Source organism: Pseudomonas sp. 9AZ, assembly GCF_902506525.1.
In the GTDB taxonomy this organism is placed as follows: Bacteria; Pseudomonadota; Gammaproteobacteria; order Pseudomonadales; family Pseudomonadaceae; genus Aquipseudomonas; species Aquipseudomonas peli.
Genome location: NZ_LR733840.1, coordinates 2966949 through 2979927, shown reverse-complemented (window position 1 = coordinate 2979927; position 12979 = coordinate 2966949). Strand labels below are relative to the sequence as shown.

The 12979-nt window shown below is 59.9% G+C and carries 17 protein-coding genes; 15 read left to right on the top strand and 2 right to left on the bottom strand.

The window, feature by feature from the left end; translation table 11 throughout:
* Positions 1 to 8: 8 nt before the first annotated feature.
* The 5 genes from motD (at position 9) to ALTER154_RS13920 (ending at position 3637) form a co-directional block, all read left to right on the top strand.
* The gene (motD, locus tag ALTER154_RS13940) at positions 9 to 878 is read left to right on the top strand and encodes a flagellar motor protein MotD (RefSeq protein WP_090252123.1); all 870 of its coding nucleotides are present in this window, start codon (positions 9 to 11) and stop codon (positions 876 to 878) included.
* A gap of 50 nt (positions 879 to 928) precedes the next feature.
* Positions 929 to 1717: a ParA family protein gene (locus ALTER154_RS13935; protein ID WP_160087920.1), complete on the top strand. Its 789-nt coding sequence runs from the start codon at positions 929 to 931 to the stop codon at positions 1715 to 1717.
* 87 nt (positions 1718 to 1804) lie between these two features.
* Positions 1805 to 2644, top strand: coding sequence for a CheW domain-containing protein (locus ALTER154_RS13930; RefSeq protein ID WP_160087918.1), 840 nt, complete (start codon positions 1805 to 1807; stop codon positions 2642 to 2644).
* 105 nt (positions 2645 to 2749) lie between these two features.
* Positions 2750 to 3229: a chemotaxis protein CheW gene (locus ALTER154_RS13925; protein ID WP_090252131.1), complete on the top strand. Its 480-nt coding sequence runs from the start codon at positions 2750 to 2752 to the stop codon at positions 3227 to 3229.
* A gap of 3 nt (positions 3230 to 3232) precedes the next feature.
* Positions 3233 to 3637, top strand: coding sequence for a DUF2802 domain-containing protein (locus ALTER154_RS13920; RefSeq protein WP_160087916.1), 405 nt, complete (start codon positions 3233 to 3235; stop codon positions 3635 to 3637).
* A gap of 8 nt (positions 3638 to 3645) precedes the next feature.
* Here ALTER154_RS13920 and ALTER154_RS13915 read toward each other — a convergent pair whose 3' ends face one another.
* Both ALTER154_RS13915 and ALTER154_RS13910 read right to left on the bottom strand, forming a co-directional pair.
* Complete coding sequence (locus tag ALTER154_RS13915) at positions 3646 to 3972, bottom strand: EscU/YscU/HrcU family type III secretion system export apparatus switch protein (protein WP_160087914.1); 327 nt, start codon at positions 3970 to 3972, stop codon at positions 3646 to 3648.
* Positions 3969 to 5513, bottom strand: a complete 1545-nt coding sequence (locus tag ALTER154_RS13910; RefSeq protein WP_160087912.1) for a flagellar hook-length control protein FliK — start codon at positions 5511 to 5513, stop codon at positions 3969 to 3971. The genes ALTER154_RS13915 and ALTER154_RS13910 overlap by 4 nt, the downstream gene beginning before the upstream one ends.
* 163 nt (positions 5514 to 5676) lie before the next feature.
* Here ALTER154_RS13910 and ccmA point away from each other — a divergent pair, with 163 nt between their 5' ends.
* From ccmA to ALTER154_RS13860, 10 genes are all read left to right on the top strand, one after another.
* Positions 5677 to 6312 (top strand): cytochrome c biogenesis heme-transporting ATPase CcmA, encoded by a 636-nt coding sequence (gene ccmA / locus ALTER154_RS13905; RefSeq protein WP_160087910.1) that lies wholly within the window; start codon positions 5677 to 5679, stop codon positions 6310 to 6312.
* Positions 6309 to 6980, top strand: coding sequence for a heme exporter protein CcmB (gene ccmB, locus ALTER154_RS13900; RefSeq protein WP_090252142.1), 672 nt, complete (start codon positions 6309 to 6311; stop codon positions 6978 to 6980). Before ccmA ends, ccmB begins: the two co-directional genes overlap by 4 nt.
* A gap of 73 nt (positions 6981 to 7053) precedes the next feature.
* Complete coding sequence (locus ALTER154_RS13895) at positions 7054 to 7812, top strand: heme ABC transporter permease (protein WP_178126366.1); 759 nt, start codon at positions 7054 to 7056, stop codon at positions 7810 to 7812.
* Positions 7809 to 7985, top strand: coding sequence for a heme exporter protein CcmD (gene ccmD / locus ALTER154_RS13890; RefSeq protein ID WP_090244811.1), 177 nt, complete (start codon positions 7809 to 7811; stop codon positions 7983 to 7985). Before ALTER154_RS13895 ends, ccmD begins: the two co-directional genes overlap by 4 nt.
* The gene (ccmE, locus tag ALTER154_RS13885) at positions 7982 to 8470 is read left to right on the top strand and encodes a cytochrome c maturation protein CcmE (protein WP_090252147.1); all 489 of its coding nucleotides are present in this window, start codon (positions 7982 to 7984) and stop codon (positions 8468 to 8470) included. The genes ccmD and ccmE overlap by 4 nt, the downstream gene beginning before the upstream one ends.
* Positions 8467 to 10440, top strand: a complete 1974-nt coding sequence (locus tag ALTER154_RS13880) for a heme lyase CcmF/NrfE family subunit (RefSeq protein ID WP_160087906.1) — start codon at positions 8467 to 8469, stop codon at positions 10438 to 10440. The genes ccmE and ALTER154_RS13880 overlap by 4 nt, the downstream gene beginning before the upstream one ends.
* Positions 10437 to 10973 carry a DsbE family thiol:disulfide interchange protein gene (locus ALTER154_RS13875; protein WP_160087904.1) on the top strand — a complete coding sequence of 179 codons (537 nt, stop codon included), beginning with the start codon at positions 10437 to 10439 and terminating at the stop codon, positions 10971 to 10973. The genes ALTER154_RS13880 and ALTER154_RS13875 overlap by 4 nt, the downstream gene beginning before the upstream one ends.
* A complete protein-coding gene (locus tag ALTER154_RS13870; protein ID WP_160087902.1) occupies positions 10970 to 11452 on the top strand; it encodes a cytochrome c-type biogenesis protein in 483 nt (160 codons plus the stop codon). The genes ALTER154_RS13875 and ALTER154_RS13870 overlap by 4 nt, the downstream gene beginning before the upstream one ends.
* Positions 11452 to 12654 (top strand): c-type cytochrome biogenesis protein CcmI, encoded by a 1203-nt coding sequence (ccmI, locus tag ALTER154_RS13865; protein ID WP_090252157.1) that lies wholly within the window; start codon positions 11452 to 11454, stop codon positions 12652 to 12654. The genes ALTER154_RS13870 and ccmI overlap by 1 nt, the downstream gene beginning before the upstream one ends.
* Positions 12651 to 12977 carry a hypothetical protein gene (locus ALTER154_RS13860; protein WP_160087900.1) on the top strand — a complete coding sequence of 109 codons (327 nt, stop codon included), beginning with the start codon at positions 12651 to 12653 and terminating at the stop codon, positions 12975 to 12977. Before ccmI ends, ALTER154_RS13860 begins: the two co-directional genes overlap by 4 nt.
* Positions 12978 to 12979 lie beyond the last annotated feature (2 nt).

Genomic DNA, 12979 nt, shown 5'->3' with positions numbered 1-12979 from the left:
GACACCTTATGGCCCGCCGGCGTCATCAAGAAGAGCATGAAAATCATGAGCGGTGGCTAGTCTCTTACGCCGACTTCATTACTCTGCTGTTCGCCTTTTTTGTGGTGATGTACTCGATTTCCTCGCTCAATGAAGGCAAGTACAAAATTCTTTCTGACAGCCTGACCGGGGTGTTCAATCAACCTGATCGCGCTATCAAACCGATTCCGGTTGGTGACGAGCGTCCGCGGACCACGGAGCCGGACCGTTCCTTGGTGGATGAAGAAAGCGCTCAGTCTTCGGCTGATGATCTGCAGAATATTGCCAACAGTGTGCGCGAGGCTTTCGGCGACTTGATTCAGTCGGATCAGCTGAAGGTCAGTGGAAATGAGCTGTGGATCGAGATTGAGCTCAGCTCTAGCCTGTTGTTCACCAGCGGCGATGCTATTCCTAACAACGCAGCGTTCGATATCATCGAAAAGGTAGCCAAAATTCTGGCGCCGTACGAGAATCCAATACATGTGGAAGGCTTTACCGATAATCTGCCGATTCAGACGGCTCAGTTCCCGACCAACTGGGAGCTGTCTACCGCAAGGGCTGCGAGTATCGTGCGTATGCTGACGATGGATGGGGTCAACCCCAGCCGCCTGGCAGCGGTCGGTTATGGTGAGTTCCAGCCCGTCGCGGATAACACCACCGCTGAAGGGCGCGGGCGCAATCGTCGCGTCGTGTTAGTGATCTCGCGTAATCTAGACGTACGTCGCAGCGTTAGCGGTGTGGGCAGTGCCAATGCTAAGCCTGATGCGGCGTTGCAACGTGCTGGCACGCAACCTGCAAAAGCCCCAGCAGCGCCGGTCCCGCAAGCGGGTGCCGTCAATCCCCCGTCGCCGGTCCCATAGGGTGGCCCCGTTCTCGGTCAGGCTGCAGCTGAACCGGGAGGATGATAACGATGAGAGTCTGGGCAGTAGCCAATCAAAAAGGTGGAGTCGGTAAGACCACCACATCAATCGCTCTGGCAGGCCTGTTGGCAGATGCCGGCAAGCGTGTGGTGATCGTTGATCTCGATCCCCATGGGTCGATGACCAGCTACTTCGGGCACGACCCGGACAGCCTGGAACACAGCAGCTTCGATTTGTTCCAACATAAAGGCTCTGTACCGCGCGGTTTGCCCCAGCAGCTGCTCCTGCCTACCAGTGATGAGCGTATCTCCCTGCTGCCGTCCAGCACTGCACTGGCCACCTTGGAGCGCCAGTCACCCGGGCAGAGTGGCTTGGGCTTGGTGATAGCCAAGAGCCTTGCGCAGCTTTGGCAGGATTTTGATCATGCGGTGATCGACAGTCCGCCCTTACTTGGCGTGTTGATGGTCAATGCCTTGGCGGCAAGTCAGCAGCTGGTAATTCCTGTGCAGACTGAATTTCTGGCCGTAAAAGGCTTGGAGCGGATGGTCAATACCCTGGCGATGATCAACCGTTCGCGTCAGCAGGCGTTGCCGTACACCATCGTACCGACCCTGTTCGACCGTCGTACCCAAGCGTCGATGGGCACGCTGCGTGTGTTGCGCAACAGTTACCCTGATCACCTGTGGCCGGCCTATATTCCGGTTGATACGCGTTTACGTGATGCCAGTCGGGCAGGGGTGACCCCGTCAACGTTTGATAGCAACAGCCGCGGTGTACTGGCTTATCGCGCCTTACTCAAACACCTGCTTTCTCAGCAGATTGCTGCTCAGGTCGCTTGAGATGAACGACTATGCTGAAGATATGGGCTCAAGTCTGTCGCTAGCGCGGCCGATAGTCTGTACAGATTGTTATTGCGAGTTGTCTTGATGAGTCGTCCTTTAGCCACCGCTACACGTTCGCAACAGGTCTTGCAGTCCTATTTGGATGGCTTGTTGCAGGAGGCTGCGGTCGAGTTTGTCGATAGCATCACGCTGGATGAATTCGAGGCCGCGGTGCTGGAAGAGCAGGTGCGCGATGCGCGCAGCATGCCGCAGGTGAGCGTCGCTAAGGTCAAGCCTCTGGCTGAGCTGGCGCCACGTCCATTGGTGCTGCCCACTTTCGAGATGCCCACTGCGCACGTTGAAGTTCACGTCGAGTCGCTGCCAGAGGTTGTAGAAACTGTTGTAGTGGCTGAGTCGTTGCAGTCAGAGCCGCAGATGTTGGTGGTACCTGAGGCGGTGCCGCAGGGGCGGCCTGAATGGGCGCAAGGGTCTTTCGAATGCCTGTTATTTGATGTAGCTGGGCTGACCTTAGCCGTTCCGCTGGTGTGCCTGGGTTCGATTTATCCCCTGGAGGGGCAGGAGCTGACACCATTATTTGGTCAGCCTGACTGGTTTCTCGGCATACTGCCGAGCCAGGCCGGTAACCTGAAAGTGTTGGATACAGCGCGCTGGGTGATGCCTGACCGTTATCGCGATGATTTTCGCGAAGGGTTGCAGTATGTAATTTCCGTTGAAGGTTATGAGTGGGGGCTGGCTGTGCATCAAGTCAGCCGCTCGATTCGGCTGGATCCCGACGAGGTTAAATGGCGCAGCCAGCGTACGCAGCGTCCGTGGCTCGCGGGTACGGTGATTGAACACATGTGCGCCTTACTGGATGTCGCATCTCTGGCCGAGTTGATTGCCAGTGGTGCTGCCAAGCGCATGACTGCCAAGCAGGTGCATTGAATAACGCAGGGCTGTGCGAGGTGCGCAGCTTTGCATCTATAGTAATCACAGCGGGGTATACACCCGCGATCGCCGCCGCGAGCGGTTCATGACGAGGCTAGGGACATGAAGAAAAGTTCTGCACAAGGTTCTGATGATCCGATTCTGCAGTGGGTAACGTTCCGCCTGGATAACGAAACCTATGGCATCAATGTGATGCAGGTTCAGGAAGTCCTGCGCTACACCGAAATTGCCCCTGTGCCGGGTGCGCCGAGCTATGTGCTGGGCATCATCAACCTGCGCGGCAATGTGGTCACAGTCATCGATACACGTCAGCGTTTCGGGTTGGACTCCACCGAGGTGACCGATAACACCCGTATCGTGATTATCGAGGCCGACAAGCAAGTGGTCGGTATCTTGGTCGATAGCGTGGCCGAAGTGGTTTATCTGCGTCAGTCTGAAGTGGAAACTGCTCCGAACGTGGGTAATGACGAATCTGCCAAGTTTATCCAGGGCGTGTGCAACAAGAACGGCGAGCTACTGATTCTGGTTGAGCTGGACAAGATGATGAGCGAAGAAGAGTGGTCCGATCTGGAGAGCATCTAAGTCATGCTCGAAGCGCTGCTGGTCGCATTAGCCCTGGTGTGCCTGGGGCTGGTATGCGCCAGTATCTGGCTTCTCAGGCAGTTGCGCGACTTTATCAAGTTGCAAGGTGAGCGTGACGCAGTGCGTGATCGCCGGCTCAAAGAACTTAGCCGGCGGCTGGATGCCTACCTGACTGGTAGCGTGCAGATGGGGGAGGAGTTGCACGAATTGCGTAGGGTTGTTGCACCTTTGCCGGACAAACTTAATCAGATTGAGCAGCGTGATCCCAGCAGCCTGTCATTCACTCAGGCTGCACGTTTGGCGGGTATGGGTGCCAGCGTGGATGATCTGACCCAGTCATGCGGTCTGAGTAAGGCCGAGGCTGAGTTGGTCAGCAAGATGCAGCAGGCCAAACTGCAGCGCTCCTGAGGCTCCCTTCACTCTGGCGGTCCTGCCAATAAACGCAGCGGCGGTGTGATGTCGGTATCCCGCCCTGTACCGGCCGGTGCCTTACCTTTCAAATACCAGGCAAAGGCGATGATTTCCGCGATACAGCGATACAGCTGCTCGGGAATTGCATCACCCAGTTCCAGTCGCGCCAACAATCGCACCAGCTCAGCATTTTCATAGATCGGTACTTCGTACTCGCGGGCAATCGCCAGAATGGCTTCGGCCAGTTCGTCATCGCCTTTGGCACTGAGTACGGGCGCTTTCTGGCCGTCGTAGGTGAGGGCGATGGCTTGGCGGGGGGCGCTCTTCTTCATGCGGTTTCATCCACCCAGCGCTGTTCCAACGTCGTGCGCGGCCCGCGTGGCGGCGTGCCTTGGTTGCAGGCCAGCTCGCCAACCTGCACGCCGGCGGCATTCAGGCGTTGACGCAGGTTATCCAGCTCCGCATCGATCAGGTTGACGGTGCTGCTGCGCTCAGCCCACAACTGACTAGAAAGGCGGCCATGGGCCAATTGCGCCTGCACCTGCAAGGGCCCTAGTGGATCCAGATCAAAGGCCAGTTCGACTTTCCACAGGGTTTCCTTTTTATCGGGTTTGCCTTGTGGGTTGCTTTCATCGCGCTGGATTTTTACCTGCAGTGGAACCAATTCCTGCTGATTGCGCATCGGCAGTTCCAGTTGCCAGGTGGTCAGCAGGTTGCCATCCGGACCGACCTGGCTCTGCGCAAGGCTGGAAAGTTGGTGGGTCTGCAGGCGAGAGAGGGCAGCCGCGGCGAGCTTTAGCATGGTTTCCAGGTCGGCCTCACCTTCCATGGCCTGTAGCAGGCGTGAGGGCAGGGGGAAATTCAGCGCTTGCTGGCGATTCGTGGCTTTGCCCAGGTTGCCGAGCAGGTCGCGTGCGAGTGCGGGCATCGCCTGGGCCAGCGATGTCCCTGCGGTGGCTGCGGCCAGTGGTGTGCCGGTGGACAGATTCGGCAGTAATTGAGTGATCAGGCGCAGCAGGTTGGCTTTCAGGTCGTTCGGCAGTGCCTGGCCCTGACCGCCAAGTAATTTGCTTTCCAGCAGGATGCCACTGTTTTCAAGGGCGGCAGCCAGGCCTTTGGCGCTGCTCAACTGCGCGGCGTCGGGCATGATGCCGAAGAGTTTATCGATGCTGGTGCGCAGGCCTTCGCTCATGTCGGCATTGCCACGCATACCCTGCAGGGCGCTGAACAGCCCTTCCAATGAGCCCTGGCGGTTGCTTTGGTTGCCCAGTTGCTGGCTCAGGGCAAGTTGGTCAAGGCGGCCACTCAGAGGCAGGAAATTCAGCGCCTGGCTGCCCTGTACCTGAGCGCTGAGCAGGCTACCCAAAGGCAGTGCCAGTGGGGTTTCCAGAGACAGCTTGCTGCCAGCCAGTGGCGTATTGAGCAAGCTGACCAGCACCTTGTAGATCACCTGTTGCGAGCGGCCCTGCAGCAATTCTTCGCGTGCCACTACCTTGCCCTGCAGCAGGGTGCCAACGGGCAATTGGTCGAGGTTCAGGCTGGTCAGAGGTTTGTCTCCTCCCATCAGCAGGGACAGGGCCAGGCGGGTTTCCGACAGGGCTGTTACGGCCAGGGATGTGCCCTGGGCCAGCGGGCGCGGGCTGTTGGCCTCAAGGGTCGCCTGATTTCCATTATTCAGGGTCAGCTTGAGCAGCACTTGAAAACTCTGCGCCACTTCCTTGAGTGCGATGACTTCGGCCTTGGCGGTTTCGCCACTGGCCAGCAAGCCCTGCATGGGCTGTAACAGTTTCACTGCCAGGTCCGCCGCGACAGCGCTGGGGCGGCTGCTGGGGGGCGTTGGCGCAATAGGCCGCGGGCTGCTGATTTCGCTCATTGGCGGGTTACACCCTGTCGAAAATGCCCGCTGCGGCAGGCGGAGCTGGGCATGTATAATCGCGCCCCGTCTGGTTCGGCTGCGCATTCCATTTGCGTCAGTATAGCGGCCAAGACGCTGCCGACTTGAACAGCTTTTGCCATCCATCTTAGGTGCCGATGCCTTGACCAGCCCTCTTCTTGAAGCCGTTGCGCTCGCCTGTGAGCGAGACTGGCGCATGCTCTTCGAGCGTGTGGAGCTGCGTCTGGTTCCCGGTGAAATGCTTCAGGTGGCAGGCCCCAATGGCAGTGGTAAAACCAGCCTGCTGCGCTTGCTGGCTGGGTTGATGCAGCCCACTGCCGGTGAGATTCGTCTGAATGGTCGCCCATTGATCGCGCAGCGCGCCGAGCTTGCGCGCAACCTGCTGTGGATTGGACATGCTGCCGGCATCAAGGGCTTGCTTACTGCCGAGGAAAACCTCACCTGGCTTTGCGCCCTGCATCAGCCGGTCGAGCGCGAGACCATCTGGCAGGCTCTGGCGGCGGTGGGGCTGCGCGGGTTTGAAGATGTGCCTTGCCACACCCTGTCCGCCGGGCAGCAGCGCCGTGTCGCGTTGGCGCGTTTGTATCTGCCAGGCCCGTCGCTGTGGGTGCTGGATGAACCGTTTACTGCGCTGGACAAGGCGGCAGTAGCACAGCTGGAGAACCATCTCGCCGCGCATTGTCAGCAAGGTGGCCTGGTGGTGTTGACCACGCACCATGAATTGACGGTCAAGCCGGCCGGCTACCGCGAGCTTGATCTGGGGCAGCGTCCGTTATGAGCAATGTCTTTAGCCTATTGCTCGCCCGCGAGGCGCGCCTGTTGTTTCGCCGCCCGGCCGAGCTGGCCAATCCGTTAGTGTTCTTTGCCATTGTGATTGCGTTGTTCCCATTGGCGGTGGGGCCGCAGACGCAGTTGTTACAAAGCCTTTCGCCGGGGCTGGTGTGGGTGGCGGCCCTATTGGCCGTGCTGCTCTCGCTGGACGGGCTGTTTCGCAGTGATTTCGAGGACGGCTCGCTGGAGCAGTGGGTCCTTTCGCCGCACCCCCTGGCTCTTCTGGTTCTGGCCAAGGTGCTGGCACACTGGCTGTTCTCTGGCCTGGCGCTGGTGCTGTTGGCGCCACTGCTGGCGTTGATGTTGGGTTTGCCGGGGCGCTGCCTGCCGGTGCTACTGATCTCGCTGCTGCTCGGTACGCCGGTGCTGAGCTTACTAGGCGCAGTCGGCGCGGCGCTGACGGTAGGTCTGAAGCGTGGCGGCCTGTTGCTCGCGTTGCTGATTTTGCCGTTGTACATCCCGGTGCTGATTCTCGGCAGCGGTGCGCTACAAGCCAGCCTGCAAGGATTGCCGGCGGTTGGTCACTTGTTGTGGCTGGCCAGCCTCACCGCATTGGCGGTGACCTTGACACCTTTTGCCATCGCCGCTGGTCTGACGATCAGTGTCGCTGAGTAGACAATAAGCCTGAATGGCCGGTTGATCGTGGTGCCTGCCTGCGCCCTGATCAGCCCTAGCACTGATGAGTAACCTGATGAACTGGACGTGGTTTCACAAGCTCGGCTCGCCTAAATGGTTTTATGAAATCAGCCGCCGCTGGCTCCCCTGGTTGGCCCTGGCCGCCGCTGTGCTGTTGGCGGTCGGCCTGGTTTGGGGCCTGGCGTTTGCGCCGCCGGATTACCAGCAGGGCAACAGCTTTCGCATCATCTACATCCATGTGCCTGCGGCGTTTCTCGCTCAGTCGATCTACGTGATGTTGGCGGTGGCCGGCGTTGTCGGGCTGGTGTGGAAAATGAAACTGGCCGATGTCGCCTTGCAGCAGGCCGCACCCATCGGCGCCTGGATGACGGCGATCGCTCTGGTGACCGGTGCGGTGTGGGGCAAGCCGACCTGGGGCACGTACTGGGTGTGGGATGCCCGCCTGACCTCGATGCTGATTCTGCTGTTCCTGTATTTCGGTGTAATCGCCCTCGGCAATGCCATCACCAACCGTGACAGCGCGGCTAAGGCCTGTGCGGTGCTGGCCATTGTGGGTGTGGTGAACATCCCGATCATCAAATACTCGGTGGAGTGGTGGAACACCCTGCACCAGCCGGCCACCTTCAGTGTGGTGGCCAAGCCGGCCATGCCGTTTGAGATGTGGATGCCGCTGCTGATCATGGTACTGGGCTTCTACTGTTTCTTTGGGGCCGTGCTGCTGATGCGCATGCGCCTGGAAGTGCTCAAGCGCGAGGCCCGCAGCAGTTGGGCCAAAACCGAGATCAACGCGCAGGTGGAGAAGGGGCTATGAGTTTTGCCAGCTTCAGCGAGTTTCTCGCCATGGGCACCCACGGGCCTTATGTCTGGTCCTGTTATGCCATCAGCCTGGCTGTGCTGGGGCTGAATGTGGCGCTGCCAATCCTGGCGCGTCGCCGTTATCTGCAAGACGAGGCGCGTCGTTTGCGCCGGGAGGAGTCGAAGTGAACCCCGTGCGTAAAAAACGCCTGTATATCGTCCTGGCAATCATCGCCGGTGTCGGCATCGCTGTGGCGCTTGCCCTGAGCGCGTTGCAGCAGAACATCAACCTGTTCTACACCCCGACCCAGATCGCTAACGGCGAAGCCCCGCAGGACACCCGCATCCGTGCCGGCGGCCTGGTTGAGGAGGGCTCGGTGAAGCGCTCCAGCGACTCACTGGACACCGATTTTGTCGTCACTGACGGCGCCAAGAGCGTGACCATCCGCTACAGCGGCATCCTTCCGGACCTGTTTCGTGAAGGGCAGGGCATCGTCGCCATGGGCAAGCTCGACGCCAGTGGCGTGCTGATTGCCGATGAAGTACTGGCCAAACACGATGAAAACTACATGCCGCCGGAAGTCATGCAGGCCTTGGAGCAGAGCGGCATGAAACAGCAGCACGACGCGGCCAAAGCGGCCAAGCAAGCGTCCCCATCGGAGTACGCACAATGATCCCCGAACTCGGCCATCTGGCGATGATTCTGGCGCTGTGCATGGCGCTGGTGCAGGCAACACTGCCGTTGATCGGTGCCTGGCGGGGTGACCGGCAATGGATGAGCCTGGCGCAGCCGGCTGCCTGGGGGCAGTTCGCCTTTATGCTGTTTGCGTTCGTCTGCCTGACCTATGCCTTTATGATCGACGACTTCACCGTCGCCTATGTGGCCAACAACTCCAATAGTGCACTGCCGTGGTATTACAAATTCAGCGCTGTGTGGGGCGCCCACGAAGGGTCGCTGTTGCTGTGGGGGCTGATCCTTGCCGGTTGGACCTTTGCTGTGTCGATCTTCTCGCGGCAGTTGCCGGAAGAGATGATCGCCCGCGTGCTGGCGATCATGGGCATCATCAGCATCGGCTTTTTGTTGTTTTTGATCATCACGTCCAATCCTTTCGAGCGGCTGCTGTTTGACACCCCGGCTGATGGCCGTGACCTCAACCCGCTGTTGCAGGACTTCGGTCTGATCATCCACCCGCCGATGCTCTACATGGGCTATGTCGGTTTCTCCGTGGCCTTCGCCTTCGCTATTGCTGCGTTGCTGGGCGGCAAGCTCGATGCAGCATGGGCGCGCTGGTCGCGGCCGTGGACCATCGTCGCTTGGGCCTTCCTTGGCATCGGTATCGCGCTGGGCTCGTGGTGGGCCTACTACGAACTTGGCTGGGGTGGTTGGTGGTTCTGGGATCCGGTGGAAAACGCCTCCTTTATGCCCTGGTTGGTCGGCACCGCGTTGATCCACTCCCTGGCTGTGACGGAAAAACGCGGCGTGTTCAAAAGCTGGACCGTACTGCTGGCGATTGCCGCGTTCTCCTTGAGCCTGCTGGGCACCTTCCTGGTCCGTTCCGGCGTGCTGACCTCGGTGCATGCTTTCGCCAGTGACCCTGAGCGCGGCGTGTTTATTCTGGTGTTCCTGCTGATCGTGGTGGGCAGCTCCTTGGCGCTGTTTGCCATCCGCGCGCCGGTGGTGAAAAGCCAAGTTGGCTTTGCCCTGTGGTCGCGGGAAACCTTGCTGCTGGTCAACAACCTGATTCTGGTGGTGTCCGCTGCGATGATCCTGCTCGGCACCCTCTACCCCTTGGTGCTGGATGCCACCACTGGCGCTAAATTGTCCGTTGGGCCGCCTTACTTCAACGCCTTGTTTGTGCCGCTGATGGGCTTGCTGATGGCTGTAATTGCCGTCGGTGTGATCGTACGTTGGAAGGACACGCCGGTGCAGTGGTTGCTTGGCATGCTCGCCCCGGTGCTGATTGGCAGCGTGGTGCTGGCTGTTGTCGCGACGTTCCTGGTCGGTGATTTCAACTGGGCGGTGCTCGCTGTTTGCCTGTTGTCCGCTTGGGTGGTGCTGGCGGGTGTGCGCGACATCCTTGAGAAAACCCGTCACAAAGGCCTGCTCAAAGGGCTGCCGAGCCTGACCCGTAGCTACTGGGGCATGCAAACTGCGCACCTCGGCATGGCGGTGTGTGCCCTCGGTGTGGTGTTGACCAGCGTGGGCAGCTTTGAGCGTGACATGCGCATGGCGCCGGGCGAGTCGGTCGAAATCGGCGGTTATCAGTTTATCTTTGAAGGGGCTGAGCACTTCGAAGGGCCGAACTTCACGTCGGATAAAGGCACGGTGCGGATCCTCGAAGCGGGCAAACAAATTGCCGTGCTGCACCCCGAGAAACGCCTGTACACCGTGCAGCAATCGGTGATGACCGAGGCGGGCATTGATGCTGGTATCACCCGTGACCTGTTCGTTGCTTTGGGTGAGCCGTTGGAAGACGGGGCGTGGGCGGTGCGTGTCCACATCAAACCGTTCGTCCGTTGGATCTGGTTTGGCGCCTTGTTGATGGGGCTCGGTGGCTTCCTGGCCGCAGCGGATAAGCGCTACCGGATGAAGGTGCGCACCCGTGTGCGTGATGCCCTGGGTATGGCGGGGGCGCAGGCATGAAGCGTTTACTGCTGCTGTTGCCGTTAGTGGTTTTCCTAGGCGTCGCGGTGTTTCTCTACCGCGGCTTGTTCCTAGATCCTTCCGAACTGCCGTCGGCGTTGATCGGTAAACCCCTGCCGGCGTTCTCCCTGCCGGCGGTGCAGGATGGCAAGCCGCTTACCGAGGCTGATCTCAAGGGCAAACCGGCGCTGGTCAACGTTTGGGCCACCTGGTGTGTGGCCTGCCGCGTGGAACACCCAGTGTTGAACAAACTGGCCAAGTTGGGTGTGACTATTTACGGGGTCAACTACAAGGACGACAACGCCGCCGCGCAGAAGTGGCTGGTGGAGTTCCATGACCCCTATCAGCTGAACATCAATGATGCGCGCGGCACCCTGGGCCTGGACCTGGGCGTGTATGGCGCACCCGAGACCTTCCTGATCGACAAGGACGGCATCATCCGCCACAAGTTTGTCGGGGTGATCGATGAGCGTGTCTGGCGCGAACAGCTGGCGCCGCTGTATCAGGCACTTGTCGACGAGGCCCAGCCATGAAGCGTCTGCTGAGTGCTGCGGTACTAGGGTTGGCCTTGCTGGGCACCGCTCAGGCCGCAATCGACACTTACGAGTTTGCCAGTGAGGCGGAGCGTGAGCGTTACCGCAACCTGGTCGAAGAGCTGCGTTGCCCCAAGTGCCAGAACCAGAACATTGCCGACTCTGATGCGCCGATTGCCATGGACCTGCGCGCGCAGATCTTCCGAATGCTGGAAGAGGGGCAGAGCAATGAGCAGATCATTGATTTTCTGGTCAGCCGTTATGGTGATTTCGTGCTCTACAAACCGCCGGTCACCGCGCGCACCTTGCTGCTGTGGTATGGCCCAGCTGGCTTGTTGGCCGGTGGTTTTGTCCTGCTGGGGGTCATCCTGTTGCGTCGTCGTAGCAAGCCGGGCGTTATCGCCAGCGGCCTGTCTGCCGATGAACAGCAACGTCTGGCTGCTTTGCTAAATCAAACGCCTGTGGATAAGAAAGACTGATGATTGAATTCTGGTTGTGCGCTGGCCTGCTGTTGCTGACAGCCCTGGCGTTTCTGCTGATCCCGGTGCTGCGTGCACGCAAGGTTCAGGCTGAGGAAGACCGTACGGCACTCAACGTGACCCTTTATCAGGAGCGCTTGCTGGATCTGCAAAGCCAGCACGCTGCCGGGGCACTGAATGCTGAGCAGTTGGCCAGTGGCCGTGACGAGGCTGCTCGCGAGCTGCTCGCGGATACTGAGGGTGCGCTGGCGCAGCCGACCCAGCGCAAGCTGGGCAGCACGGTCCCGTTGATTGCCGCGCTGCTGATGCCGCTGCTGGGTTATGGCCTTTATCAGCACTGGGGCGCCATTGGGGATGTTGAGCGCGCACAGGTTTTTGCAGCGCAGCCGAAGACCATCGAGGAAATGACCGCACGCTTGGAGGCCGCAGTAAAGAGCAACCCTGAGTCGGCGGAAAGTTGGTACTTCCTGGGGCGTACCTATATGGCGCAGGAACGTGCCGCCGATGCCGTCGTGGCGTTTGAGCGTGCTGTGGGTGTGGCCGGGCGTGAGCCGGAGTTGCTCGGGCAGTGGGCTCAGGCGCTGTATTTCGCCGGTGACAAGCAGTGGACCGCGCAATTGCAGGCGTTGACAGATGAAGCACTGAAAGCCGATCCGGCGGAGGTTACCAGTCTTGGGCTGTTAGGGATTGCGGCCTATGAAAGCGGCCAGTTCCAGAAAGCCATCGGTCACTGGCAGCAGCTGGTAGCGGTGTTGCCGGCGGAAGACCCGTCTCGCCAGGCTATTCAGGGTGGTATTGAGCGTGCTCAGGAGCAATTGGGCGAGCCCGCCACTCAGTCAACACCCGCTACCTCTCCAGGTCTGACAGTTCGGGTTGAGTTGGACCCTGCGCTGCAGGGCAAGGTGCAACCGGGCGATGCGGTGTTCGTGTTTGCTCGAGCGGTCTCCGGGCCGCCGATGCCGCTCGCGGTCAAGCGTCTGAGCGTGGCTGATTTGCCGGCTGAGGTCAGCCTGTCAGACAGCGATGCGATGATGCCGCAGCTGAAAATCTCCGGCTTCGAACAGGTGCAGTTGGTCGCGCGCATTTCGCGCAGTGGTAACGCTACGGCCGGTGAATGGGTAGGTAGCAGCCAGCCGCTGGCCAGCAAGACCACGGAATTGCAGCAGCTGCGGATCGACAGTGCCGACAGCAAAGCGCCATGAAGTCGTTACTGCGTGGCGTCGTGCTGATTGGCCTGCTGGGACTCGGTGCTTGCGTGCAAACACCAACGGCTACCGCGCCCGTTACCAGTCCAAGTGGCAGCAGCAACCACCCACGCTTTGCCCCGCCACCTGGGGTGGACAGCCAGTGGAATGCGCAGTTAGGGGTGTACGTGGTGGGTGGTGCTTCTCACCTCTATTACCGTGAGCGCACTTATTACCGCTGGAACTCTGGCTGGAGTTTGGCCGGTAATCCGCAGGGCCCCTGGTTGCCTACCGACAGCAGCGGTGTGCCGCCGGGCTTATATCGTCGTTACGCTCAGTAAGC